This is a genomic window from Rheinheimera sp. (assembly GCF_965283995.1).
Classification (GTDB): Bacteria; Pseudomonadota; Gammaproteobacteria; order Enterobacterales; family Alteromonadaceae; genus Pararheinheimera.
The window spans coordinates 886,573-912,637 of sequence record NZ_CBDIQG010000001.1; the positions used below are offsets into that span (position 1 = coordinate 886,573).

General features: G+C 51.1%; 23 protein-coding genes. 9 read left to right on the forward strand and 14 right to left on the reverse strand.

The window, feature by feature from the left end; translation table 11 throughout:
- The first annotated feature begins 7 nt into the window (after positions 1 to 7).
- The 4 genes from ACQ66Q_RS04120 to ACQ66Q_RS04135 all read left to right on the forward strand — a co-directional run bounded on the left by ACQ66Q_RS04120 (position 8) and on the right by ACQ66Q_RS04135 (position 2,740).
- Positions 8 to 322 (forward strand): DUF2523 family protein, encoded by a 315-nt coding sequence (locus tag ACQ66Q_RS04120; RefSeq protein ID WP_430455632.1) that lies wholly within the window; start codon positions 8 to 10, stop codon positions 320 to 322.
- Entirely contained in the window at positions 323 to 1,438 is a 1,116-nt protein-coding gene (locus ACQ66Q_RS04125) for a zonular occludens toxin family protein (RefSeq protein ID WP_430455633.1), read from the forward strand. It begins immediately after the preceding gene.
- A gap of 179 nt (positions 1,439 to 1,617) precedes the next feature.
- On the forward strand, positions 1,618 to 1,992 hold the full coding sequence (locus tag ACQ66Q_RS04130) for a hypothetical protein (protein WP_430455634.1): 375 nt from the start codon (positions 1,618 to 1,620) through the stop codon (positions 1,990 to 1,992).
- 292 nt (positions 1,993 to 2,284) lie between these two features.
- The gene (locus ACQ66Q_RS04135; RefSeq protein ID WP_430455635.1) at positions 2,285 to 2,740 is read left to right on the forward strand and encodes a hypothetical protein; all 456 of its coding nucleotides are present in this window, start codon (positions 2,285 to 2,287) and stop codon (positions 2,738 to 2,740) included.
- A gap of 1,339 nt (positions 2,741 to 4,079) precedes the next feature.
- Here ACQ66Q_RS04135 and ACQ66Q_RS04140 read toward each other — a convergent pair.
- The 7 genes from ACQ66Q_RS04140 to ACQ66Q_RS04170 form a co-directional block, all read right to left on the reverse strand.
- Positions 4,080 to 4,805, reverse strand: a complete 726-nt coding sequence (locus ACQ66Q_RS04140; RefSeq protein WP_430455636.1) for an SOS response-associated peptidase — start codon at positions 4,803 to 4,805, stop codon at positions 4,080 to 4,082.
- Positions 4,806 to 4,901: 96 nt separating this feature from the next.
- Positions 4,902 to 5,369 carry a copper uptake system-associated protein gene (locus ACQ66Q_RS04145; protein WP_430455637.1) on the reverse strand — a complete coding sequence of 156 codons (468 nt, stop codon included), beginning with the start codon at positions 5,367 to 5,369 and terminating at the stop codon, positions 4,902 to 4,904.
- A complete protein-coding gene (locus ACQ66Q_RS04150) occupies positions 5,369 to 7,453 on the reverse strand; it encodes a TonB-dependent copper receptor (protein WP_430455638.1) in 2,085 nt (694 codons plus the stop codon). The genes ACQ66Q_RS04145 and ACQ66Q_RS04150 overlap by 1 nt, the downstream gene beginning before the upstream one ends.
- A 125-nt stretch (positions 7,454 to 7,578) precedes the next feature.
- Positions 7,579 to 8,070 carry a DUF1543 domain-containing protein gene (locus ACQ66Q_RS04155; RefSeq protein WP_430455639.1) on the reverse strand — a complete coding sequence of 164 codons (492 nt, stop codon included), beginning with the start codon at positions 8,068 to 8,070 and terminating at the stop codon, positions 7,579 to 7,581.
- 83 nt (positions 8,071 to 8,153) lie between these two features.
- Positions 8,154 to 8,756, reverse strand: a complete 603-nt coding sequence (locus ACQ66Q_RS04160) for a hypothetical protein (RefSeq protein WP_430455640.1) — start codon at positions 8,754 to 8,756, stop codon at positions 8,154 to 8,156.
- Between the two features lie 156 nt (positions 8,757 to 8,912).
- The gene (locus ACQ66Q_RS04165; protein ID WP_430455641.1) at positions 8,913 to 10,604 is read right to left on the reverse strand and encodes an NAD-dependent malic enzyme; all 1,692 of its coding nucleotides are present in this window, start codon (positions 10,602 to 10,604) and stop codon (positions 8,913 to 8,915) included.
- A 159-nt stretch (positions 10,605 to 10,763) separates the two neighbouring features.
- On the reverse strand, positions 10,764 to 11,192 hold the full coding sequence (locus tag ACQ66Q_RS04170) for an Lrp/AsnC family transcriptional regulator (RefSeq protein ID WP_377242775.1): 429 nt from the start codon (positions 11,190 to 11,192) through the stop codon (positions 10,764 to 10,766).
- Positions 11,193 to 11,395: 203 nt separating this feature from the next.
- Between ACQ66Q_RS04170 and ACQ66Q_RS04175 the strand changes: the two genes are divergently transcribed.
- The 4 genes from ACQ66Q_RS04175 to ACQ66Q_RS04190 all read left to right on the forward strand — a co-directional run bounded on the left by ACQ66Q_RS04175 (position 11,396) and on the right by ACQ66Q_RS04190 (position 16,102).
- Positions 11,396 to 12,607 (forward strand): aspartate aminotransferase family protein, encoded by a 1,212-nt coding sequence (locus tag ACQ66Q_RS04175; RefSeq protein WP_430455642.1) that lies wholly within the window; start codon positions 11,396 to 11,398, stop codon positions 12,605 to 12,607.
- 53 nt (positions 12,608 to 12,660) lie between these two features.
- Positions 12,661 to 13,689 carry an arginine N-succinyltransferase gene (gene astA / locus ACQ66Q_RS04180; RefSeq protein WP_430455643.1) on the forward strand — a complete coding sequence of 343 codons (1,029 nt, stop codon included), beginning with the start codon at positions 12,661 to 12,663 and terminating at the stop codon, positions 13,687 to 13,689.
- A complete protein-coding gene (astD, locus tag ACQ66Q_RS04185; protein WP_430455644.1) occupies positions 13,686 to 15,173 on the forward strand; it encodes a succinylglutamate-semialdehyde dehydrogenase in 1,488 nt (495 codons plus the stop codon). Before astA ends, astD begins: the two co-directional genes overlap by 4 nt.
- Before the next feature lie 125 nt (positions 15,174 to 15,298).
- Complete coding sequence (locus ACQ66Q_RS04190; protein WP_430455645.1) at positions 15,299 to 16,102, forward strand: DUF1338 domain-containing protein; 804 nt, start codon at positions 15,299 to 15,301, stop codon at positions 16,100 to 16,102.
- A 155-nt stretch (positions 16,103 to 16,257) separates the two neighbouring features.
- Here ACQ66Q_RS04190 and ACQ66Q_RS04195 read toward each other — a convergent pair whose 3' ends face one another.
- From ACQ66Q_RS04195 to ACQ66Q_RS04205, 3 genes are all read right to left on the reverse strand, one after another.
- The gene (locus tag ACQ66Q_RS04195) at positions 16,258 to 16,713 is read right to left on the reverse strand and encodes a GNAT family N-acetyltransferase (protein ID WP_430455646.1); all 456 of its coding nucleotides are present in this window, start codon (positions 16,711 to 16,713) and stop codon (positions 16,258 to 16,260) included.
- A 62-nt stretch (positions 16,714 to 16,775) separates the two neighbouring features.
- Entirely contained in the window at positions 16,776 to 17,360 is a 585-nt protein-coding gene (locus ACQ66Q_RS04200; protein WP_430455647.1) for a hypothetical protein, read from the reverse strand.
- Positions 17,361 to 17,373: 13 nt separating this feature from the next.
- Entirely contained in the window at positions 17,374 to 18,240 is an 867-nt protein-coding gene (locus tag ACQ66Q_RS04205; RefSeq protein ID WP_430455648.1) for an MBL fold metallo-hydrolase, read from the reverse strand.
- A gap of 244 nt (positions 18,241 to 18,484) precedes the next feature.
- On the opposite strand from ACQ66Q_RS04205, the gene ACQ66Q_RS04210 reads away from it, so the two are divergent.
- The gene (locus tag ACQ66Q_RS04210) at positions 18,485 to 20,716 is read left to right on the forward strand and encodes a methyl-accepting chemotaxis protein (protein ID WP_430455649.1); all 2,232 of its coding nucleotides are present in this window, start codon (positions 18,485 to 18,487) and stop codon (positions 20,714 to 20,716) included.
- A 30-nt stretch (positions 20,717 to 20,746) separates the two neighbouring features.
- Here ACQ66Q_RS04210 and ACQ66Q_RS04215 read toward each other — a convergent pair whose 3' ends face one another.
- The 4 genes from ACQ66Q_RS04215 to ACQ66Q_RS04230 form a co-directional block, all read right to left on the reverse strand.
- Complete coding sequence (locus tag ACQ66Q_RS04215) at positions 20,747 to 21,832, reverse strand: methyl-accepting chemotaxis protein (protein WP_430455650.1); 1,086 nt, start codon at positions 21,830 to 21,832, stop codon at positions 20,747 to 20,749.
- A gap of 242 nt (positions 21,833 to 22,074) precedes the next feature.
- Positions 22,075 to 23,157: a methyl-accepting chemotaxis protein gene (locus ACQ66Q_RS04220; protein WP_430455651.1), complete on the reverse strand. Its 1,083-nt coding sequence runs from the start codon at positions 23,155 to 23,157 to the stop codon at positions 22,075 to 22,077.
- 163 nt (positions 23,158 to 23,320) lie between these two features.
- On the reverse strand, positions 23,321 to 24,925 hold the full coding sequence (locus tag ACQ66Q_RS04225; protein WP_430455652.1) for an ABC-F family ATPase: 1,605 nt from the start codon (positions 24,923 to 24,925) through the stop codon (positions 23,321 to 23,323).
- A 155-nt stretch (positions 24,926 to 25,080) separates the two neighbouring features.
- Positions 25,081 to 25,992, reverse strand: coding sequence for a DMT family transporter (locus ACQ66Q_RS04230; protein ID WP_430455653.1), 912 nt, complete (start codon positions 25,990 to 25,992; stop codon positions 25,081 to 25,083).
- Positions 25,993 to 26,065 lie beyond the last annotated feature (73 nt).

Consider the following 26,065-nt stretch of genomic DNA (forward strand, 5'->3'; position numbering starts at 1 on the left):
GGGCACCATGAAACAGTGGTTTGTTAATTTATGGAATGACTATCTGGACTGGTGTTTGGAGGTGCTGAAAGAAGCGCTGTTACTCATTAAGGATATGTCGTTAGATCTTTTTGAATTGATGGTAACGGGCGTTGTTTTTGCCATCGGCCTGATAACGCCTCCGGAATTTCTGGCGAACGGCGTAAATACATTGGTTTCTGCCATTCCTTCCAGCGTCATCTATTTCCTCGGCCAGTCCGGTTTATCCGAAGGGCTAGCAATTTATGGCAGCGGCATCATGTTTCGCCTCGCCCGTAAAATCTACACTTTGGGCCAGTGGTAAATGATTATTTTCCATGAAGGACTGCCCCGCTCTGGCAAGTCCTATGAGGCCACCAAAGAGCACATTGTCCCGGCGCTGAAAAAGCGCCGGAAGGTGTTTGCCCGGATTAATGGCATCGACCATCAAAAGTTTGCCGAACTGGCAGAGCTGACGCTCGACGAGTGCCAAGCATTATTAATTCCAATTACTGAAGAACAGGTTCATACCATCTATCAGGTGGTTGAAAACGATTCGCTGGTTGTCATTGATGAACTGCAAAATTTTTTCCCGTCAGGTCGCAGTAAGTTATCCGACGATATGACTAAGTTTGTCACCGAACACGGCCACCGCGGTTTAGACATCATTTGCATGGGTCAGTCATTAGCCGACTGCCATAACATTTGGCGTCGTCGCGTTCAGCGCAAAATTCAGTTTTTAAAGCTCGATATGCTAGGTCGGGAAAATCGCTATAAGTGGACTGCATATCAGGGGGCCATGAAGCCAAACGGCGAAATAGATTTCACCAAGATTAATTCAGGCACCAAGAACTATGATCCGGCCTATTTTGGCGCGTATGCCAGTCATCAGGCCGATACCGAAAACAAAGGCAATCTGGCCGATGGCCGCTTAAATGTGTTTAACAGCAGTCTATTTAAATTTGGATTGCCCGGTGTTGTTGCTGTCGCCTGTCTGGCTGTTTGGTATCTGCTGCAGTTTTTTGGCGGTGATGTTCAGGTGGTACCGGTGGATCAAACAAAGCCCGCGCCGGTGGCACAACAACAAGTGCCAGGCGCAACGCCAGCAACACCAAACCAGCCACCGCCGAAGCCTAAAGACTGGGATTTTGTGATGGAGAACAGTCAGCGGTATGCGACAAAAATTACGTACCTCAGTCAATACAATGGTTTTGTCTATGATGCACTGGTGGTATGGGTTGATTCAGATAACCGGGTTGTTGACCAGCTGTACAAAGCAGATCTGGTTGATTTGGGTTATCAGGTTTCAGGCCATAGCTATGGCCTGAAAGTTGTTAAAGGAAAATGGTCTGCGCTGTTTCGCTGGGCACCAGTGCACGATTCATATGCTGCGGTGCCGCAGCAGACGCAGCAGCAGCTGACTGATGACAGTAAGGGGTAAATAGGGGCATGGCCCCTATTGCAGCGAAGCGGTAACTCAAGGCCGATGTATCGGCCGCTGAAGGCCTTGGCCTTCCCTCTGCCAAACCAGCCCCGCTAGGGGCTTTGTTGTAAAAACGTTGCCAGAATTAAAACGTCCGAATAAGGTATAGGCGCTATATCTTTGAACAAGGACGATTTATGTCGACATTGAAGTTATTCACGACCATCTTTTTTGCCGTCTTTCTGGCCATCATTACGTCACACTTTTTTATGCTGTTTCTGGCTTTAATGGGCATGAGCAGCATATTAGAAGCCTTTGGCCCTACACTTTCGCCATTACAAACCGGTGCTGGAATGCCGCGCCCTGCCATCTCTGTTCCGGCCATCACACCAGCACATCAGCCAGAACAGGCAGATCCAGAAGAAACCAGACGGCTTATTGAAAAGCGGCGCGCGCAGGAAAACGATATTCGTCTGTGTAAGTCATGGCGGAAGATTTACGCAGAAGACCCTTCAGACATTTATAAAATGCACATGGAGACATCTTGTAAGCGCGCTTATGGTCGTCAATAAGGGGCTATAGTCTGAACCATCTAATCCCCGCCATTCGCGCCAGCGAATGCCGGGGATTAGATGGAATAGCCCCTGCTGTTCAATGGTGGTTTTGAGGGAGGCGCGAAGTTCGAGTTCTGTTACACTCGAACTGAGTCCGGACTTCCGGACTACTCCGGACATCTACGAAGCACCAAACTCGCTCTAAATGTCTGTTTTATATAAAATATTCCAATAATTCTCTAAAAATTACACAGTTACCCAGTTCCGGTACGGGATTCCATCTCCAAAGCAGTACAGGACGCACTTAAAAATGGAAAAAAATCGGAAAATTAGGCCTGAAAAACTCGTCGATTTTAGAGAGCTTTATTACGACGCATTCGGCTATGGTGACGGCAAGCATGAACTGGCATCAGAATTCTTTGGTGTTCCGGTGGCCGAGTGTCAGCGCTGGCATGATGATCGCCCTCACCCTACAGCTCACCGCTATTTGCAGGTTCATTGCAAAGGCTATTTGCCTTATAACACCAACTGGAAAGATTGTCGTATTAGAGCTGACGGCATGGTGATCACGCCATTTGGTAACTGCATGCCGTCTGATATGGCTTTACTTCATCGGCGAAAATGGTCTGCAGAGCAAACTCGATTGCAATTAGTTAAATATAGGCAGCAACTTGCTGATTTGCAGACGGGCAGCAAAGCCACAATGGCTTTGCATACCCTTGACTATCTCAATCGTTTAATGAAGGAGCTTCTTACTACTGATTAGCCCCTGGCCACTTAACTCGAACTTTATGTCAACTGAGCAAGTAACCAGTACTCCACAAAGCATTACAACCACTAACCGCTTGAACACACGTTTCTTATCTCGCATTTTATAACCTCATGTTTGTTAAAAGAACAACCTTATGAGGCCCCGTATTGCGTCATCTATTGCAGAAATCCACTCATAAAATAAAGCAAAACATCTTGAATTATATTTATTGTGGTGTAGTATTCCGCATAACAGTAGTTGACGTGTGTTTAGGTTTAACTAGTCACACAAGAATCCAGAAGTGGCAGCTAAAGGATTCCAGCAATTAAAGAGCCGTTCTGCGGCTCTTTGCGTTTCCGCAAAAAACCACCCCAGAGTCTACATCAAAATTTTGCTAATTGAAAACCCCCATTAACGCAAAAAAGTGACTTTAGCCCCTGATTTCTTTAACATCGATTACGCAAAATTAATCAAGAATCTAAAGAATACCCGACAGTAACAATTGCCGGGTATGGTTAGATGCAACTTATTTTGAATTTACGAAAGGTGCTTAGTACTAATGTACAGAGGTTCAATGTTCTGATGTTCGTACAAACCCTGCGTGTCGATTACCCCTGGAAAAATCCAGACGGTAACGATAGCGATGTCCCTGATAATCTTCCTAAGTTCTGAAATTAATTTTCTGAACTCGATAACGAATTTAGTCATGGAAATGACGACCATCTTGAGGCAAAGCAATGATTTTATGAAAAACATTGTTTAATTCTCTTAATGTGTCGCTTACTTCACAAATCTGGCGTTAGTCATGTTTTTTGCTTTTTAAGCTGTTAACTAATCAGTTTATCGGCTCTTACTCCATTAATAACCATTAAAGATTGACAAGTACGTCAACTACTGTTTATTATTTAGCAGTTGCTAAAAGCTACTACTAGTTTTGAGCAAATGTCTTACCCAGACACATAACGTTATTTATCCACCATACTTGTTCGATAAAGCGACGTTGTTAATACAAAAGATAGCAATCGCCAAATTGCTATCGGTATCACAAGATGTGGCATCTACTAGTTGGATGTCACTTTTTGCTATTCCTGCTTGGCTCCAATTATACTCAGCTTTTCCCGCATATCTACAGGTTACAGAAATTTCTGCGTCTTTTTTATTTAACACTCAGCTCATTGATTTTTTGTGCTATCTGTTTGTTCAAAGAAAAGGGGCGTAAGCCCCTGATTTCTATAACATCCATTATGTTAAATTGGATTATGCGGAAGTGTCTAAACACAGGCCCATACTCTAGTAAATTCCAGTCACTACGCCACCAGGCCGCACTTAGCGCCATACTCGCCAAACTGCGCTCCTAATCCGGCTCTATATCAATTACTTCTGCAATTGTCTGATGCAGGCTCGGTTTATTGATTGGAATGGCCTGTAGCCCTGTATAGATCTTTGGTTGCAGTAAAGGTTTGAACTGATTGATATTACTGTCTTCGGCGAGCCATAGATCAAAAGCGCTTGGCGGTAACATCATCGGCATCGCTTTGCTGTGAAATGGCATCAGCTTTGGGTGTGGCGCTAACGTGATGATTGAACAGGAATAAGTGAGTTCGCCGGTGTTTTTATTCAGCCAGGTGCGGTAAAGACCGGCAAATGCCAAGGCGCGTTGTCCGATGAAATCGGTGTAGCGACTGATACCCTGCACTATTTCCGTTTCGCCAAAACCGCTGGCTGGAATAATACAACGTTGTTGGCGATACGCCTGAAAACCCGCGCTGCCAGATACATCGAGTTTGTCCGATCTGGTGTTAAAACTGGTGTATGGGCCTGGTTTAAAACCTTGCTCTGTGGGTTCCAGCAACAGCCACCAAATGGCGTCCTGCAGCCGGCGCTGGCCATCTTGTTGCAGTACCATCGTGACCAAATTGGTCGCTCGGATAAAACGCCCGGTTCTGATTGGCAGATCCAGCGCTAATTGTGCCGGTGCTTCTTCCGTCTGAGTGCTAGCCGCCGGATACAAGTGGATGCCGAGCTGCTCAAGTAGCTCAATCAGTAGCGGATTATCCGTGACATTCAAACGCCCGCACATGGCTATTCCCGTGTTTTAACAGCATCAACACACTATAACCAAAGGTCTCAGTCTGCGTACAACACTTATCCGCAGCTGTTAAGACCGAAGCAGATGTTAGTGCTGTTGCGGCGCATCCCCGGCATGCATGTTGACGGTTGCACCAAACGCATCCAGCAACGCCTTGTCTGTTGCGCTGACAGCTTGCTCGGCGTGTTGCAATGCCCTGACAAAATCAGCAGCCGCTGCCGGTGTCATGCCTAATTGTTGCCACAACGCGCTTTGTAAAATACCGGCGCCACCGCAGAGGATCAGTTGCCAATGCTGATTGTGGCGCTTAAACACCGCACGTCCACCCTTCCCTTGATGCCACCAGTCGGCCACCGCAAAATCACCGGCGATTTGGGTTGGCCCCAGCGTTAACGGATGCTCATGACTGTGCCAGGTTCTTTTCATATAGCCATGAATTTGTTCAAGATCTGTACCTGCGTTTTCCTGAGTGACTGCCGGATGCTGCTGTGCAGCAACATCCGTTATCAACAGCGCTAAACCGCAAATCAATACCACTCTTTGCAGCGCGCGCATCAGAACTGGCCATCCCAATTCCACTGCGCTTTTAACCAGGCGGTCCGGCCAGGTTCGTTGACGCGTAACGTTTGCACGTAGCCCGGGATGCCGCCACCCATGCCATTACCGGCGGCACGGCTGACAAACTCGGCATAAGTGCGATCGAGCAGGTTGTCGACGCCGGCGGTAAGCAGCAAGCTTGCTACCGGACGCCAGCTGCCGTTGAATGACACCACAGCAAACCCTGGCGTTGAGCCCAGATCTTTACCCACGATATTGCCTTTGTCGCGGTCGAAATAACTTTGCGCACCAACAATGCGCAGCAGCGAACCCACCGACCAGTTGTCCTGTGCGTAACTCAGGCCCAATTTGATTTCCAATGGGGAGATCTGCGGCAGCGCAGTGCCATCAGTGTCGTTGTCACCACGGGTATAAGCCACTGTCACGTCGGATTGCCAATGATGGGAAAATTTCTGCTGAACACCCAGTTCAGCACCATAACTGCTGGCGTCGATGTTTCTGACAAAACCGTTTGATTTCATCATGTTGCTATAGTCAACCAGAATATAGTCACTAATTTCATTGTAAAACGCTGAGATTGACCATTCAGTGTCTGCATCTTTAAACAAATAGCCGGTATCGAGCTGCGTCGTTTGTTCCGGCGCTATGTCCAAAAACGCACTTTTAGATTTGATGCCCTCTTTGGCGATCAATTCCCAATAATCCGGGAATCGTGCTGTGCTGCCGACGCCGATATACCAGCTGGCCGGAATTGAGCTGAATCGATGTTCATAACGGGCAAAACCGCTGTGCAGGTCATCATCGCGCCGCTGTCCTGCGGTTGGATTTGGCATTGAACTCATCATGCCGGCGATTTTCAGCCGCTCGTCTGTGGCTTGCCATTGGTCCAGCCTGTAGCCGGCGGCGACTGCGTCAAATTGGGCTAGCTGAAAGCGCCATTCAGCGAAAACACCGACCTGAGAAATTTCCGCATCATCGAGTAGTGCGCTGAAAACACCCGAAGCCGGTGCCGACCGAGAGCTGTGACCACTGTCCTGCTGATCTGCGCCCAGCGTCACTTTGTAATTCATTGACGGCGTAAAGACCGCACTGAGGCGCCCGCCTTTGGTATCGCGCAGTAAATTGGCATAACCCATCATGCCTGGCATGCGTAATTGCTGGTCGTCCATCAGGTGGTCGACCTCGTTGTCGAACCAATGAAATTTGACCTGCTCCAGCCATGGCGTGATATTGGTTTTCTCAACACGCAGATTCAGGCTATCACGCAGGAAGCGCGTGCCATCCATGCCGCGGTCGGCATAAGCGGCTTCGCCGTCACTGCGCGCGCCGGACAGTTCAACTTTGGTATCCACATCCGGTGTCCAGCCGACTGCGATATTGCCGCTGTAACGCTGATAACGCGAATGCACGTCGTTACCGTCGCCGTCCTGATAATCATCGGAAGCTGAGTTACTACCACTTAGCAGTACATAACCATTTTGCTGACCGAATTGCAGATCGGCCAGTTCGTCGTGGCGACCAAAGCTTGCGGTGGTCAGGCTGCTGTGTGTGCGAAAACCCGCTTGTTCAAAAGGCGCGACGTTACGGTCAAACAGGATCACCGCCGCGGAATGGCCGGCACCATGCATCACCGATTGCGGGCCTTTGATCACGGTCATTGAATCATGTAATTCCGGGTAAATATAAGCCGTTGGTGCGTCCATCCGGAAGTTACAGCCGCCAAGAATGTTTTCGCCATCAACCAGAATACCAAGGCGCGACCCAGCCATGCCACGGAATACGGCGTCGCCGTCAGCACCGCCTTTACGGGTGACGGAGAACCCTGGAATCGTTTTCAGATAATCGGCCCCATCGTGCGCCGGCAATGGCTGACGTGGCGCTTTCGGGTCCATCACCAGCTGGCCCGGTCCGTTCAGAACTACTCCAGTGACCTGGACACGTTCAATATCTTTTTCCGCGTTAGTTGCATCTGCAAGAACCGCGGTATCCGCCAGAACGATTGCCGGTAGACAGCTCAGGCAAAGCGCAAGCGTCAGGCGGGATAACTTATATGGAGAGAGAAATGGATGAAGAATAGTCACGGCACATACCTTTACAAAAATGCATGTGCCTGATTTTACGGAAAAGTTCCGACTACCCCTATGTGGCAAATTGTCGCAGCAGCTGTCACATCAGGTTGGTGCTACGCCTGAAACAACGTAGCGTTTCAGAGCAGGATATAATCATTTCCCTGCAGCGCCGGGGCATAATCACCGGGCACCAGCTGGACATAACGACCGGCCACAGCATCTATCGCGATGCAATCGTCGACGTCATAGAGATTATCTGTATGCGGTTTGTCCCACTGCCGCGGCATGCGCTGTTTGCCGAGCTGTTTCGCCTCGACCGGGTTTTGCGCCACGACCAGCAAATACTGATGGTCCTCGCCAAAACTGCCAGGCAAATAACCACCGAGATTAATGAAATAGAGCCGTGGGTCGCCGGCTTTCGGTGCCACATCGCTAAAGTGCAGCTGATAACCATCAACGCCTTGCACTTGCCACCAGGAATCAATATGCAGACCTTTAGCTGCGCCAAACCATTGCTGTTTGAGCTGCGCATAGCAATCGCTGAGCTGTTGACCAAAGGCGAACACGACGTCATGCACTTCGATTTTCGCCGCAGGGTGTTTGCCACCCAACATCACCACAAATAACATCTTTTGTATCCTTCAGCGTCTCGGTTAAATCTGCGGCCAAGCTTAATGAAAACTGGCCGCAGGTCAACTCAGACCTTGAAGGATTAACTTTTGTTAAAACGCAGCGATTTGCTGAAAAACATCCCGCTCTGACAGTTTTTATCTGGGATCTCTCCAGGCGTCAGCACACGCAGCTGGTCATAACTGCCTTGCGGCAATTGTGCGGTAATTTGCTGTTCAAAGGTTTTGGCCACTTTGCTGATTTCATCGCCATAGCTGCTGATAGCGTCGATATCGCCCTGATAACTGTCCGTGATGTCTTCGATGCGCTCTGCTGTCATGCGGGTTTGTTCGAGCAGCGTTTCATCCGGGATCCGGTCACGTTTAGTCTGTTGTTCCAGTTCGGCGCTGAGCTGCTCCATCTTGTCCTGATGCGGTTCCAGCGCTTTACTCATCTGATCCAACGGGATCTGCAGCTGGTCCATTTTCAGCTCGGCCTTTTTCAGGTTTTGCCAGGCGCTGAGCTCTGCCGTGGTCAAAGGCCGTTCAGACAGTAACTTGCAGTCTTTCAGCACCTGCAGTTTGTAGTCAGTTGGAGTCGATTGTTGTGCGGCAAGTGCGAGTCCGCAGCTGCTCAGCAGCACCATAGCCACGGTGAAACGATGAAAATGATAGGTTGGAATGTAACGCTGCTTGGTGGATGGCATAAGGACCTCGGGCTATCAATGAAATAATGATGCTGGTTGGTCGCAGCCTGATTTAAAAAAGTTGGTCAGTAGATAAAAAACACAGAAAAAAAACCGGCAAAGCACAAGAATGTGTTTCGCCGGTTTTTTTATTCTTTTTACAGGTCGGTTTGTGCTTTAGCTGCTGACGCGCTTATACAACCGGTATTCTGGTTTCCAGAAATTGCTGTTGATTTTGCGTAGCAGACGCTCGTCATCCATTTCCAGCGCATGGCCTTGCGCCATCGCCATTTTGGCGACTGCAAACGCAATTTCTTTTGATAACTCAGATAATTGCGTTAACGGAGGCAGAATGCCGCCCTCGCCTGTATTCGCCAGCGGTGACGCCGCCGCCAATTTTTCACTGGCCACCCGCAGCATGTCATCGCTGATATGCCGGGCTTTACAGGCCAACACACCCAGCCCGATCCCCGGGAAAATGTAGCTGTTGTTACACTGGGCAATCGGATAGGTTTTGCCATTGTATTCAACCGGTTTAAACGGGCTGCCGGTCGCGATAATGACTTCACCTTCGGTCCATTCAATGATTTTTTCCGGCCGCGCTTCAATCTGTTTGATTGGGTTACTGAGCGGCATAATGATAGGCAGCGCACAGTTTTTCTTCATCGCTTTGACAACAGCTTCGGTGAACAGCCCGGCAACGCCGGAAACACCGATTAAAATATCGGGTTTGGCGCAGTTCATCACATCACGCAGCGACGCGTAATCGCCACTGAAAGACCAATGACTGATCGCCGCTTTGGTTTGCACCAGCGCCTGTTGGAAGTCACGTAAATCTTCCATACCTTCAGTTAACAGGCCATGACGGTCGACCATAAAGACCTGACCGCGCGCAGTCGCGTCATCGATACCTTCGCTGACCATTTGGCTGATCACTTGCTCAGCAATACCGCAGCCGGCAGAACCTGCGCCGACAAACACCACTTTTTGATCAGATAACTTAGTCCCTTTTGAACGACAGGCGGCCAACAAGGTGCCGACAGTTACTGCTGCAGTGCCCTGAATGTCGTCATTAAAACAACAGATCTGATCACGGTAGCGCTTTAACAAAGGCATCGCGTTGGGCTGCGCGAAGTCTTCAAATTGCACCATCGCTTCCGGCCAGCGCCGTTTCACCGCTTTGATAAATTTGTCGACGAACTCATAGTATTCGTCGCCGCTGATACGACGGTGACGATTGCCCATATAAAACGGGTCATTCAGCAGCTTTTCGTTGTTGGTACCGACATCGAGGCAAACTGGCAAAGTATAGGCCGGGCTGATGCCGCCACAGGCGGTATACAGTGACAATTTCCCAATCGAGATGCCCATGCCGCCGATGCCCTGATCGCCAAGGCCCAATACGCGCTCGCCGTCGGTGACCACAATCACTTTGACTTTTTTCTTGGTGGCGCTACGCAGTACGTCGTCTAATTGATCGCGGTCGCTGTAAGAAATAAACAGGCCACGGGCGCTGCGATAAATGTCAGAAAAGCGCTCACAGGCGTCGCCGACCGTGGGCGTATAGATGATTGGCAGCATTTCTTCGAGGTGGTTCTGCAGTAGACGGTGAAACAAAGTTTCATTATTGTCCTGTACGACGCGCAGATAAATGTGTTTGTTGATCGGCTCTTCAAACGATGAATACTGCATATATGCACGTGCCGCTTGCTCTTCAATACTTTCATAACGTGGTGGCAGCAAGCCGGTCAGGTTAAATGCAGCACGCTCTTCACGGCTAAATGCGCTGCCCTTGTTCAGCAAAGGGGTTTCCAGCAGCGCTGGGCCGGCATAATGGGTGTATAAAGGGGTGTTATCTGCTTGACTCATAATATTCCCGGAAATAGCGGCCATCTGGCGAAAAGTGGGCGGATTCTACCGCTGTTCTGACCCTGTAGTAAAATTTCAGACAACTGGTCGGACATTTGCGGCTACCGGTGGCTACCCGTTATTTGTTGTTGCCTTACCAGCAATCGCCGCGTTCTGACCTTAACGTTTAAATTTGGTTTCGAGGATCACCGAGGAATTAGTCCGTTCTACGCCATCCAGATCACCAATTTGATCGAGTAAATGACTAAGTTGCTCAGTGCTTTGTGCCTGAACCACGGCAATCAGGTCATATTCCCCGCTGATGGCATACAATTCAGCAATTTGCGGAATTTGCTTCAGTTCATTATTGGTTTTGACCGTTAGCTTCTGTTTTACCTTAATTGAGACATGGGCTGACACTAAAGATTTAGTATAACTATCCCCATAGTCCAGTACGTAACCGCGGATCACGCCGGTTTGCTCGAGCCTGGCGATGCGCGTTTGCACAGTAGAGCGGGATAAATCGAGCAGTCGCGCCAAGTCTGATACGCTCGATCTGGCGTTAGTTCTTAGCAGCGCTAACAGTCTTTCATCTTCTTTGCTTAGCATTTTGCTAAATCACTCCGTCAATATGTCAAAACAAAACCTACATTTGTCGATAATGATACTGCAGTTTGACGACCCTGCCCAATATAATAAGGACATTCCGTCCCGTACTGCCCTATGCCTGCACAATGACTGCAGCGTGTCGCGTCATGTCGGGACTTCAAAAAGCCGCTACAGACGGCGACACCACTGACGAGGAATTCGCAATGCAATTAACCCGCGCCCTGTTTGATGAAGTTATGGTCCCCAACTACGCCCCGTCACCGATCATTCCGGTGCGTGGCCTTGGCTCCCGCTTGTGGGATCAGCAGGATCGCGAGTTTATCGATTTTGCCGGCGGCATCGCCGTCAACTGTCTGGGCCACTGCCATCCGGTGCTGGTGAACGCCCTGACCGAACAAGCCAATAAGTTATGGCATTTATCCAATACTATGACCAACGAACCGGCCTTAGCGCTGGCACAACGTCTGGTCGACACCACTTTTGCGGAGAAAGTTTATTTCGCCAACTCAGGCGCCGAAGCCAATGAAGCTGCACTGAAGCTGGTCCGCCGCGTCGCACTGAATAAATTCGGTGCAGAAAAATCGCAAATCATCGCTTTTAAAATGGGCTTCCACGGCCGGACTTTATTTACTGTGACCGTTGGTGGTCAACCGGCTTATTCTGACGGCTTCGGGCCAAAACCGGCTGATATCGACCACGCCGAATACAACAACCTGGATAGCTTAAATGCACTGATCTCCGACCGCACCTGCGCCGTGGTGTTAGAACCACTGCAAGGCGAAGGCGGCATCATCAGCCCAAGTAAAGAATTTATTCAGGGTGTGCGTGAGCTATGTGACCAGCACAACGCACTGCTGGTGTTTGATGAAGTGCAAAGCGGTGTCGGTCGGACTGGCGAGCTCTATGCCTATATGGGCCTTGGCGTGACGCCTGACGTATTAACCACGGCCAAAGCACTGGGCGGCGGTTTCCCGATTGGCGCGATGCTGACCACCACTGAACTGGCTAAACATTTAGTCGTCGGTACTCACGGCAGCACATACGGCGGTAACCCGCTGGCCTGTGCGGTCGCGCTGGCGGCCTATGACACCGTGAACACACCAGAAGTGCTGAACGGCGTAAAAGCGCGCGAGAAGCTGTTTAAAGACGCTTTGCATGCCATCAATGCCAAATATCATGTATTCAGTGAAGTGCGCGGTCAGGGTCTGTTGATTGGTGCTGCACTGAATACCGAATGGGCCGGCAAATCACGTGATTTTATGCTGGCTGCCGCGGAACAAGGCTTGCTGGTGCTGATGGCAGGCTACAACGTGGTACGTTTTGCCCCGTCGCTGGTGATCCCGGAACAGGATATTCTGGACGGCATGGCGCGTTTTGAAGCGGCGATTGCCAAACTGGTCGCGACCCGCGGCTGATCTGTAACAAGAACAAGCCGGCAATGAAGGCCGGCTTTTGCCAGGACTTTTTCATGTTATTGATCCGCCCTATTACCCAAGCCGATTATCCGGCGCTGATGCAAATCGCCATCGAATCCGGTGCCGGTTTCACGTCGCTGCCGGTCAACGAGCAAAAGCTGAAACAAAAAATCGCCCATTCTGAGCACAGCTTTGGTATCGATACCGAGCAGCCCGGCAATCAGGGTTACCTCTTTGTGCTGGAAGACACCGAAACCGGCGAAATTCTGGGCACGTCTGGTATCGAAGCGTCGGTCGGTTTGACCACGCCGTTGTACCACTTTCATAAAAGCACTGTGGTGCATCACAGCAACGAGCTGAACGTGTATAACCCGGTTGAAGTGTTGACAATGTGCAACGACTACACCGGTGTATCAGAAATTTGTACGCTGTTTCTGCGTGAACCTTACCGCAGCGGCATGTATGGTCGTTTCTTATCGAAAGTCCGCTTTATGTTTATGGCGGACCACCCAAAACGCTTCTCTAAAATCGTGATTGCCGAAATGCGCGGCATGGCCGACGAAAACTCACTGCCGCCATTTTGGCAGTGGCTACAATCCTATTTCTTCAGCATCGATTTCCCGACCGCCGACCATATGATTGGCATCGGCAACAAGGGGTTTATTGCCGATCTGATGCCGCGTCACCCGATTTATGTTTCGTTGCTGCCAAAATCGGCGCAGGACGTCATCGGTCAGGTGCATGTCAACACAGCACCGGCACTGAAACTGCTGGAAAATGAAGGCTTTATCCACCGCGGTTATGTCGATTTGTTTGATGCAGGCCCGACTGTTGAAGCGCAGCTTAAACAGATTAAATCGGTGCGTAGCAGTCACCGGATTAAAGTTGCGATTGGCGTGCCGGTGGAAGGCCCGACGCTCGCGATCTCTAATCCGCAAGTTGCGGCGTTTCGTGCCACCATCAGCAATCAGGCACAGCTGGATGGCGATGTGCTGATCATCACACAGGCGATTGCCGATGCATTAAACATCAATGCTGGTGACGAAGTTCGTTATTTAAATCTGGACCGAGGTGCCAAATGAGTCAGCCACAGACAATTACTCAGGGTTTACAGCTTATAAACGGTCAGTGGCAACCAGGCGCTGGCGCGCTGTTTCAATCGGTTGATCCGGCAACAAACCAACCGATTTGGCAAGGCCAGGCGGCGGATGAACAGCAAGTGCAGCAGGCCTATCAGGCGGCTCGGAGTGCTTTTTACAGCTGGTCGAGCCGGCCGTTGCCTGAGCGCATCGCGATTGCTGAAGCCTTTGCCGAACAGCTCAAGGCCAACACTGAAGCCTTAGCGCGCACTATTGCGCTGGATACCGGTAAATCATTGTGGGAAAGCCGCACGGAAGTGGCTGCGATGATTGGCAAAATTGCTATTTCAGTCAAAGCCCATCAGGAACGTACCGGCACTGTGGAAAACCCGATGCCGGGCGCGCGCGCTTTTATCCGGCATAAACCGCATGGCGTGGTGGCGGTGTTTGGCCCTTACAACTTCCCGGGTCATTTGCCTAATGGCCACATTGTACCGGCGCTGATTGCCGGTAACACGGTGCTGTTTAAGCCTTCAGAATTAACACCGTTAGTGGCGCAGCATACGTTGGAATTGTGGCAGGCCGCTGGTCTACCAGCCGGTGTACTGAATTTACTGCAAGGCGAAGTCGCTACCGGTAAAGCCATTGCGAACTTACCGGGCATCGATGGCTTGTTTTTCACCGGTAGTTCAAACACCGGACATTTGCTGCACAAACAATTTGCCGGTCATCCCGGTAAAATTCTGGCGCTGGAAATGGGCGGCAACAATCCGCTGATCGTCAAAGATGTGGCCGACGTGAAAGCCGCAGTCCATGACATTATTCAGTCTGCTTTTATCACCAGCGGCCAGCGCTGTACCTGTGCCCGCCGGCTGTTTATCGAACAATCTGCCAATGGCGATGCCATTTTGGCGGCTTTGATCGCAGCAACTAAACAATTAGCGGTTGGCGCACCTTTTGCCGAACTGCAGCCATTTTATGCCTCGATGATTAGCAGCAAAGCGGCGGCCGGCATGGTCAAAGCGCAGGCGGACATCGAAGCGCTCGGTGGCGTATCGTTAGTGCGCTTGACGCAGCTCGACCCGGCGCTGGGTTTTGTTACGCCTGGCATCATCGATGTAACTCACGCGGCGGCATTGCCGGATGAAGAACATTTTGGTCCGCTGTTGAAGGTGTACCGCTACAGCGAGCTGCAAAGCGCCATTGATGAAGCTAACAACACAAGTTTTGGTTTATCGGCCGGTTTGCTGGCTGACAATGTCGCCGATTACGAGCTGTTTTTCAGCCGTATTCGTGCCGGCATCGTCAACTGGAACAAGCCGATCACTGGCGCATCCAGCAGTGCGCCGTTTGGCGGCATCGGTGCCAGTGGCAACCATCGTGCCAGCGCTTATTACGCAGCAGATTATTGTGCTTACCCGGTGGCGTCGGTTGAAGCCGACAAAGTCAGCCTACCGGCGACCTTAAGCCCAGGACTGAGTCTCTGAGCTGCTAAGTCGCTGAGCAGACAGTAAAGTGACGAATGTTCAACGACAAATTTTATTCAGATCAAAGTAGTTCCGGCCACAGGCGCTAAAATCTGTGGCCTTAGCAGTAAATAACAGGCAAACCCATGCATAGCAATTTTAAAGATTTATTCGCCGCTCTGTGGCAAGACTACGTGCAACTGACTCCTTCTGCAGAGCAGATCCATGCCCTGCTCGGTTCAGGCCAGCAAGACGATGTGATCAATGACCATATCGCGCTGCGTACTTTTAATCTGGACAAAGTCGGCCTCGATAAACTGGCCGCACATTTTATTGCTGTGGGTTACAAGGAAGCGGGCGAATATCATTTTGAAGCGAAAAAGCTGTATGCCAAGCATTTTGAGCATCCGGATCCAACGGCGCCAAAAGTGTTTATCTCCGAATTACTGGTAGAAAAATGCTCGCCAATGCTGCAACAAGCGGTGCAGAAGTTAGTCGACCAAATCCCGGCTGACGCCGTGACTGCCACTAACTTTATCTACTCTGGCCGCCATTGGCAGATTGATCAGGCGACTTACCGTCTGCTGCTGGAAGAAAGTGAATACGCCGCCTGGATGGCCGTATGGGGCTTCCGCGCCAACCATTTCACCGTGTCAGTCAATGCTCTACAGAATTTTACCACCCTTGAAAGTGTCAATCAGACATTAAAAGATGCCGGTTTCCCGCTCAATACTTCTGGCGGCGAGATCAAAGGTTCAGCGGACGTGTTGCTGGAGCAATCCTCAACGCTCGCCGATGAAGCTGAAGTGGCTTTCACCGATGGCGTGTTGTCGGTACCAAGCTGCTTCTATGAGTTCGCGCTGCGTTATCCAACTGCAGACGGCTCGCTCTACACCGGTTTTGTTGCAGCTTCTGCTGACAAAATCTTTGAGAGCACCAACGCTCGCTGAGACTGATGGCTCTGAGCATCCGGACCGCAGGATTGATTTGCCGGGGGGCAGATCGCTTGCGGATCTAATACCCCAGAATTCACCTCAAGAGTGTGTCAATTGAAGTGAAGTTGTTGTAGAAAAAGCAAACGGGCCTTCTGGCCCGTTTGTGCTTTTCACAGGTTAATTACCGCCAACATTTCTTCGCCAGCCTCGTCCCAGCCGGTTTCGACAAACCCTAAACTAGCGTAAAAATCTTTCGCCACCGGGTTGGTCGGGACATAACAAATCTCAATCTGCTCGACTCCCGCCATCTGGCTGATTTCGTTAATCGCCCGCTGTAACGCCGCACGACCAATACCTTGCTGCTGGAACTGCCGATCAACCATCAGACGCCAGATTGACACCCGCTGCGGCGTTTCCTGCACCCACATGATAAAACCCACCAGTTGCTCCTGCTGATGAATCGCCCGCGGAAAACAACCCGGCTCATAAGCAGCTTCAACCAGCGACCACAAATTCGATGCCAGGTAGTTTTCCTGTGTTTGGTGCAGCGTTAAATCGCAGACAGCCTCGTAGTTATCTTTATCTACCGGCGCCAGATGGACATCGGCGGCTTGAATATTTGCCATGTAATGGAATTGATTTAACTGTGAATGCTAAGTTAATTGGGTTGCTCGTGGCCGATTTCAAGTCAAAAATTCTCCGCCGTTAGCCACTGCTGACAACGTTGCCAGAATTCAGCAGACGCATCTGGCTGATAACCCTTCGAATGCGGATTAATAAAACCATGCGGCCACGTCCAGTGTTGCTGTTGTAGCTGTGGATGCTGCTGTAACCTTAATTGCAATGCCCGGACATCAAAATGAGGTTCGTCCGACCACAAACAAGTGACCGGCCATTGAGGCGCCAGCTCAGCATATTGGCGGATTTGGCCGCCGTAACATAACAACGCCTTGCCGGCGCCAGCGGTTACCGTGTTTAGCACACACCAGAGTGCTGCAGCACCGGCGCTGAAGCCAAGCAGTAGGTCTGCAGAGTGTTCCTGTAGCCTGGCCTTTACCTGTAACTGATAGCGTTCCAGCCCGCCCTGCTGCACAAACGCCTGATAAGCCAGCTGGTCATCGGCAAACACCGGCACGGATTGGCAGCTATCCGGCTGGCAGATCTCTATCTCTAACTTTCGATTGTCAGCCTGCAGCGCTGCCAATGCCTGCTGCAACGCCGTAGTAGCACCAAAAATGTCCGTTGCAACCAATAACCGGCGTGGCTGGTTCATCCATAGATCCGTATTAAAATTGATCCAAGGGTAGTTTCAGATAGCGAATACCGTTGGCTTCTGCGGCAGGCAATTCGCCCGCATGAATGTTGACCTGCACCGAGGGCAACAGCAGCTTAGGCATACTGAGCGTTGCATCGCGAGCGGTGCGCAGTGCGACAAAATCGGCTTCAGACCGGCCTTGCCCGACATGGATATTTGCCGCTTTTTGCGCACCAACGCTGGTTTCATTGGCCACTTCCGGTCGACCCGGCGCACCGTAGTCATGGCACATCAACATACGGGTGTCGTCCGGTAACGCAAACAGCTTTTGAATAGAGCGATATAGAGTGGCGGCATCGCCGCCCGGGAAATCACAGCGCGCGGTGCCGTAATCCGGCATGAATAAGGTATCACCGACGAACAATAAATCTTCGATCAAATAAGACACGCAGGCCGGCGTGTGGCCTGGCGTATGGATAATCTTGATGCTGGCGCGGCCGAGCGGCAATGTGGCGTTATCCGCTAATAAAAGGTCAAAAGGCGCGCCGTCAGCTGGCGAAGGCAATGCAAACAATGCGGAAAACACTTTCTGCACCCGGCAGATCTGATCACCAATGCCAACCTGCGCCCCGCCGCCGCACAGCGCTTTTACCGCAGCCGCAGCGCTCAGATGATCAGCATGCACGTGAGTTTCCAGAATATACATTAAGTTCAGCTGGCGACTTTGGATCTCGGCCACCACCTGCTCTACGCCTGTGGTTGCGGTGCGTCCTGAAGCCTGTTCAAAATTCAGCACCGGATCTATCACCACAGCCGCTTGAGTGCTGGGCTCCCACACCAGGTAGGTGAAGGTGTTACTGTCTTTATCGAAAAAAACTGAAAATTGCAGCGGGATCATGTCGACGTCCTGGCGCGAAGCAGCGCATTAAACCGGATACGAGCAAACTATACCAAATGTCTTCTATAACTTTAATCACTATGATTATTCTAAAATTGCATATAACAACGACTTTGCCGAGTAAACAAGCAGTTAACATCATCCAGATGGCTAAACGGCCTCATTGTCACATTTTTGTCATCTAAGACTCCTAAGCTCTTGGCAGTTTTTGCCGGGACTTCGGCGCAATGACGGAACACTGACGATGAAAATTGCACAAAGACTTATGTGGGTAATGGGTGGTACCACCATCAGCGCGATGTTGCTGGCAGTCGGGATCAGCAGTTCGATGGCCGGCCGCTCTGCAGAAGCAGCGCTCAGTAGTAGTATCGACCAGCGTTTTCTGGCAGTGGCGACCGGCCGGCGTCAGGCATTGGCACAGTACATGGACCAGCAGCGCGATATGCTGCAGAGTCTGGCGCACAACCGGATGACGCAGGAAGCATTACAGGCGCTGCGCAATCCGTACCAATCATACCGGTATGAAGTAGAAAATCCCGGCCTTGACGCCGTGCGGGCAGAAGTGACGCAATGGTATCAGCAACAATATGTGCCACTCGCGGCTCAACAGCAGGCGAAGCCTGATGTAATCAGCTGGCTGAACAAAGCTTCGCTCGAGACCTTGTTATTACAGCGTTATTATTTGGCCACTAATCCACACGGCGCCGCAGCGCTGGCAAAATTGGTAGACCGGGCCGATGGCTCCGTTTACGGCCAGCAACACAAACGATTCCACCAGAGTTTTCGTGAAATCGTCAGCCGGCTGCACTACGACGAACTGTATCTGGTCGACGCCCAATCCAAAGCGGTGTTGTATTCGGTGAATAAAAGCCCGGTGTTTGCCACCTCATTGCAAGATGGCGCCTTTGCCAGTACGCAACTGGCGCAATTAGTCCGTCAGGTCATCAAAAATCCGGCCAATGGCTGGCAGGTCTCAGCGGCCGCTCCGTTCAGTGGTCAGTTTAATCAGTTGACGATGTTTATGGCGGCACCGGTTTTCAGCCCGCAAGACCAAAAAATCAGCGGCGTGCTGGTGGCGCAATTACCGCTGTCCACGGTCAGTCAACTGATGTCAAACGGTAAGAACTGGCCGGCGATTGGCCTTGGCGACACCGGTGACAGCTTCCTACTCGATGCCACCGGACAGCAGCTGACCACCAGCCGCAACTCGGCGCAGCCGATCCCGGACACCGCAGAAGTTGCCACGCTGTTGCAAGGTAAACAACAATCCCGCCAAATTCAGGCGGCAGATGGCGAACACTGGTTGCAGCGCAGCGAAGTGGTTGATCTAGGCGGTCATCCGATGTTGCTGGTCACCCAACAACGCAGCGCGGAGCTTTATCAAGCACTGACGCAACTGAACCAACAGCTGTGGTACAGCAGTGCTTTGACCGCGTTACTGCTCGGCATTGCGGTGTTCTGGCTGACCCGCCGGCTGGGGATTGGCATTGCGCGTCCACTGGAACAATTGTCGGCACAGCTGGCTGATGCAGCCGAACATAAAGATCTGCGTCAACAATTCGTCCCGCAGCGTGACACCGAACTGGATCAGACCACGACCGCGCTGCAGCAGCTGTTCAGCCGGCTATCGACACTGCTGCGTGGCGTGCAGCATGCCGGTCAGCAAAGTCAGGAACTGGCGGCGCAAAACCTGCAAATCAGTATGCGCAGCAAAACTGCGGTGTATCAGCAAAAAGCCGCCTTGACGCAGCTGGACGTGGAAGCTGCCGAAGCTGCGACCGCATTGCAACAATTGCAGCTGCAAATCACGCAGGCCAACAACGACGCAGAACTGACTCACCAGCAAGCTTTATCCGGCGAGGACAGTGTCAGCGCATTGAATTCGCAGATCCGCCAACTGGCAGAACAGGTTGGTCATTCGGTCGACAGCATGCTGACGCTTGATCAGGCCGCAACCGATATTATGCAGGTGCTGGAGACCATCCGGGGTGTGGCTGAGCAGACCAACTTGCTGGCGTTAAACGCAGCCATCGAAGCCGCCCGGGCCGGCGAGCATGGTCGCGGTTTCGCGGTCGTTGCCGACGAAGTGCGGCGCTTGTCGGCCAATACCGCCAAAGCCACTGCTGAAATTCAAAATATGCTGAACCGACTGACCGGATCTGTCACACAAACGCGGCAAGGATTAGAACAGGAACAACAAACTGCGGAGCACTGTTTGCAAAGCGCCGGTCACGCCGAACAGGTGTTGCTGGAGATCCGCCACGCTGCCGGCCGGATCCGTCAGATCTCTGCTGACATTAATCTGCTGAGCCGTAACGAATGTGCCCGCAGTCAGCAAATCAGCGCTGCACTGGCGCAAATTCACCAGTCTGCGGTCGAAACAGACAGTGCCATGACTGTGCTCGCCGACCAAGCCACACTGCAACAACAAGTCAGCAGCGAATTGTTGGCACAAGCAACTCAGTTGAAGGTATAAAAAACGGGGCCAACTGGCCCCGCGTTATTGTTACGACCAGATCTCGTTTTGCAAATGACTGATGAGGTCTGTCACCTGCTGGCTGGCCTGCTCCATCTGCAATAAGGCCTGCTGCATACCGGCAAAATCACCACGCTGACCTGCGCTCAAAGCATCACGGCCTGACTGGTGCACAGCTTTGTGCGGTGTATCTAGCTGTTGAAAACTGCGTCTATCGCTGTAACGCTTTTTGCCCTCGCCTTCGAAATACCATTTGCCCAGCCGGCATTCGGTGTGGGCATTCACCACGTCGCCAAAGCGCTGTTCCTGGATCAGTTTGTAGACGTGATGCTTCCATACCGCATGATCGAGCTTGACTGTATTCAGAAACGCCATGGTTGAACTTTGGCTAATCACTTTCTGCATATGACTGGACGTCGTGATAACTTTTGCCACTACGGCCTCAATCTGACCACTGGATGCAGCGACATCGGACGCACTATGTTGACTTTGGTCAACCATGCCACGGATCTGTCCGGTCTGGTCGATGATTTGCCGCACCAGTTGTTCAATCTGATTGCTGGCCTGATGCGCTTTGCCGGCTAATTGCCGCACTTCGTCGGCGACCACCGCAAAGCCCCGCCCAGCTTCGCCGGCCCTGGCCGCTTCAATCGCAGCGTTTAATGCCAACAAATTGGTTTGGTCGGAAATTTCCTGAATGCTGGAGATCAGCTGATTGATCGCGTTGGCTGTGCCGTCCAATACGGCTGTCACCGAGGCGCTTTGCTGGGCATCTTTACTGATTTGACCGGCCCGATGTTCAAGATTGGCCAATGCCTGATGCGTCTGCCCGAAGATTTCATCCAATGCGCTCAGCGCTTGATGCTCCTGCTCGAGCTGGCCGGCATTTTTCGCCAGTTCCTCGCGAATTTGCCCCAGCATCGCACCACCTAATAACATGGTCGCACAGACTGATTGTTGATGCGCATCCTGACGACGTGCCTCTTCGGCTTGTTCAGTCTGCTGCCGGAACTGCTGCTGCAGCTGCTCGAGTTCGGTTCGATGCAGCTCTTGCTGTCGCTTAAGTTGTTGCTCGAGTTCGGCAATTCGTTGTTTCAGTGCTGAATTAAAAAACATAATTGAAGCTCCGGTGTCGTCAGGGGGGATTCTGAACGCTGGATACCAGGGCATAACACAACTGTCCATGGCGTGTTTGCAGGCGATTAAACATGGTACATCCAAAGGCGCACCACTAAGACTAGCCGGCCGCAGCGCTGACGAACCTTGTCAGCTTCTGCACCCGGAAAAAAGTCTATCCTGACATAACATAAACAAAGACAACAGTTCGACTATTGTCTCAGGTCAAACCTACGTGCAATTTATTGAGCGCGCGCATCCTGTTGCAAGCGTTCAAGGGCTGCGACGACTTGTTGTGCCGCATCTTCCATCTGACCCAAAGCCCGCGCCAATGCACTGGTATCACCGTTACGGCCAGCTTGAACTGCCTCTCTGGCAGCTTGGTGCAGCCCACGGTGTGGCGCTTCGATTGCACGGAAACTACTGAGCTGGCCATAATGTTTGGCACCATAACCGCCGGCACCACACCACTGTTGATACTTTTGTTCGGCCAATGACGCTGTTAAATCGCGCTGTTGGGCAATCGACTGATACACAGTAGCTTTCCAGCTGATGTAATCCATTTTCAACCCATCCAGATAGGTTTGCGTGGTCGTACTGCGGATCAATTTTTTCATCGCTTCAGAGCGGTTGATGACTTCAGTCACGACTGAGTCAATTTGCTTCGACGATTGAGATACATCCGCCGCACTTTGCTGACTCTGCGACACCATGGTTTTGATGTTGGTCGTTTGCTCAATCACCTTGCGGATTAAACTTTCGATTTGTTTACTGGCCTCGTTGGCTTTACCAGCTAACGTGCGCACTTCATCAGCCACTACCGCAAAACCCCGGCCTGCTTCACCGGCACGGGCTGCTTCAATCGCGGCATTTAATGCCAGCAGATTTGTTTGATCGGATATTTCCTGAATACTGGAAATCAACTGATTAATTGAGCTGGCGGTGCCATCTAAAACAGCGGCTGTTGCAGCACTTTGATTGGCATGTTCGGTAATTTGAATTGCCCGATCTTCCAGCGTGCGAATGGCACTTTGTGTTTGTCCGAAAATATCTTCGAGCCTCGCCAATGCGGTACGTTCAGCAATTAAATCATCAGCATGACGGCTGATGCTGCCGCGCACTGCGTCCAGTACCGGGCCACCCAGTAGTTGCTGTTCCTGCCAATGACTCTGATTTTGCAACGCTGCATATTGCTGAACCTGTTGTTCCAGCTGAGCTAATTGTTGCTCTAACTGTTGAGTGCTGTCTCTGGCCTGACGCTGTGCTTCTTTCAGTTGTTCTCTGAGTGTTTGGTTTTCTTCTTTGAGCGCACTATTAAAAAACATGAGGTTCCCCGAATTCTTATTATTGAATTTCCATCCTAAGTCATGGCATTGGCGCTGAAAAGCCTTTTAAAGGTAAAAGGATTAAGAAAACTACAGAAAAGCGACAGATAAAAATAAAGCGCCCACAGGCGCTTTATGATTCAACACGAAATGATACGGACTATCAGGCCAGAGCGAGTTGCTGCGCCAGGTAATCGTCATAGCTACCGACGAAATTACGCACGTCATTTTCGGTGATCTCAATGATGCGTGTGGCCAGCGACGAAACGAATTCGCGGTCATGACTGACGAACAACAAAGTACCTTTATACAGTTCCAGCGCCATGTTCAGCGACTCAATGGATTCCATATCGAGGTGGTTGGTTGGTTCGTCCATAATCAGGATATTTGGCCGTTGCAGCATCAGCTTGCCGAATAACATCCGGCCTTTTTCACCACCAGACAGCACTTTGACTTTTTTCTTGATGTCATCCTGGCTGAACAAAAGACGTCCGAGAATGCCGCGGATCGCCTGTTCATCATCGGATGGCTGTTTCCAGTACGACATCCAGTCAAACAACGTCATTTCTTTCATGTCGCCGGCGAATTCATATTCGTGATCCTGCGCGTAATAGCCGATATTGACGTTTTCTGACCACTTCAGCAGGCCACCGTCGACCGGATATTCGCCAACCAGACATTTTAACAAGGTGGTTTTACCGATACCGTTGGCGCCCAGGATCGCAACTTTTTCGCCGACTTCGATCATCAGATTGACCTTTTTCAGCACTGGAACGCCGTCAAAACCTTTCTTCAAATCATCCACTTCCAGTGCTAAACGGTACAGTTGTTTCTGCTGTTCAAAGCGGATAAATGGATTGACGCGGCTGGACGCTTTCACTTCTTCCAGTTTTATCTTGTCCATTTGTTTAGCGCGTGATGTCGCCTGACGGGCTTTAGACGCATTCGCCGAGAAACGCGCCACGAAGGCTTTTAAATCATCAATTTGGGCTTTTTTCTTCGCGTTATCTGACATCAGACGCTCACGGGCCTGAGTCGCCGCAAACATATATTCGTCGTAATTGCCCGGATACAAGCGCAATTCACCGTAATCAAGGTCAGCCATGTGGGTACAAACGCTGTTTAAGAAGTGACGGTCGTGCGAAATGATAATCATGGTGCTGTTACGTTCAGCCAGCGTGTCTTCTAACCAACGGATGGTATTGATATCCAAGTTGTTGGTTGGTTCGTCCAGTAACATGATTTCTGGATCAGCGAACAGGACTTGTGCCAGTAACACCCGTAACTTCCAGCCCGGCGCTACTGCTGACATTGGGCCATAATGCTGGTCGACCGGAATACCGACACCTAACAACAATTCGCCGGCGCGAGATTCTGCGGTATAACCGTCCATCTCGCCAAAAGCCACTTCGAGATCAGCGACTTTCATACCGTCTTCTTCTGACATGTCGGCGATAGCATAAATGCGATCACGCTCGGCTTTGACCTGCCACAGTTCGGCGTGGCCCATGATCACGGTGTCAATCACGCTGTATTGTTCAAACGCGAACTGATCCTGATGCAGCTTGGCGACGCGCATATTCGGCTCCACCATCACGATACCGCCAGACGGATCCAATTCACGACTCAGGATCTTCATAAAAGTGGATTTACCACAGCCGTTGGCACCGATCAGACCATAACGGTTACCTTGACCGAATTTGACCGAAATGTTTTCAAACAGCGGCTTGGCACCGAATTGCATCGTAATATTGGCAGTAGAGATCACAGTCAGGGGTTCCTGTTGGCCGATCAGGCACAGTTAACAAGTGGAAGCACAAAAAAGACCCGGCACATTGCCGGGCCAAAAAGCGCGCTATTATAGCGACAGCTCCATGTTTTTGCTATGCCGGCGTACGGCTAAACTTTGCAGTTCATCAAAGATTAACCAAAGCGACGACCCAGTACGATACAGATCATCACCAGTGCGGCGATAATCAGCTGCACACCGCTGATGTGTTCACCGAGACACAAAGCCGCCCAGCCTAATCCAAGAAATGGACTGAGTTGCTGGAGCTGACTGATTTGCGCCACGCCGCCCAATGACAAGCCGCGATACCAGGCGAAAAAACCAAGAAACATCGAAAAGACTGACAAGTAGGCAAAACCCAGCCAGGCCGATACTGATACTGTGCCGATCTCGATGGCCGGGATTTGCCATAAAGTCCAGGGCAGCAGCACCGGCAGTGCCAGTACCAGCGCCCAGCAAATCACCTGCCAGCTACCCAGATCTTTGGCCAGCATGGCGCCTTTGGCATAAGCGAGGCCGCAGAACAGGCACGCCAGCAATAGCAGGCCGTCACCTAATGCCAGTGCACTGACCTGATGATGCGTCAGGCTGTAACCAAGCACGAGCGCCGCACCGCAACAAGCAAACAGCCAAAATCCGATCCGCGGGACTTGCCGGCTAAACCAGGCGCCAAATATCGCGGTAAATAACGGCATCAGCGTCGTGACCAGTGTGGCATAACCGGCATCTGTCCATTGCAGGGCCAACGCCGTGAATACCGGAAAAGCAAATGCTGCACCAAAAGCGACAATAAAAAGACCAGGCCAAAAACGTCTGGCTGGGACTTTTTGTTGCATGGCCCACAACAATAACAGGCTCAACAGACCGGCCACAGCCGCACGCCCCGCGCCAACAAAGACGGGTGGCAATTCCAACACTGCCATCCGGGTTGCAACGATGCCGCCGGAAAACATCAACACACCAGCCAGACCGTAAGCATAGGCCTCTGTCAGCACTGAAGACGGTTTAGTGACAACTGTGGTCCTGGGCAAAACCTGCTCCGACATAAAAACTCCTGTGATTAAAAAATGTGTTGCAGTGCCTGACAGTAGCGCAAAAACACCTGTACACTCAGGACAG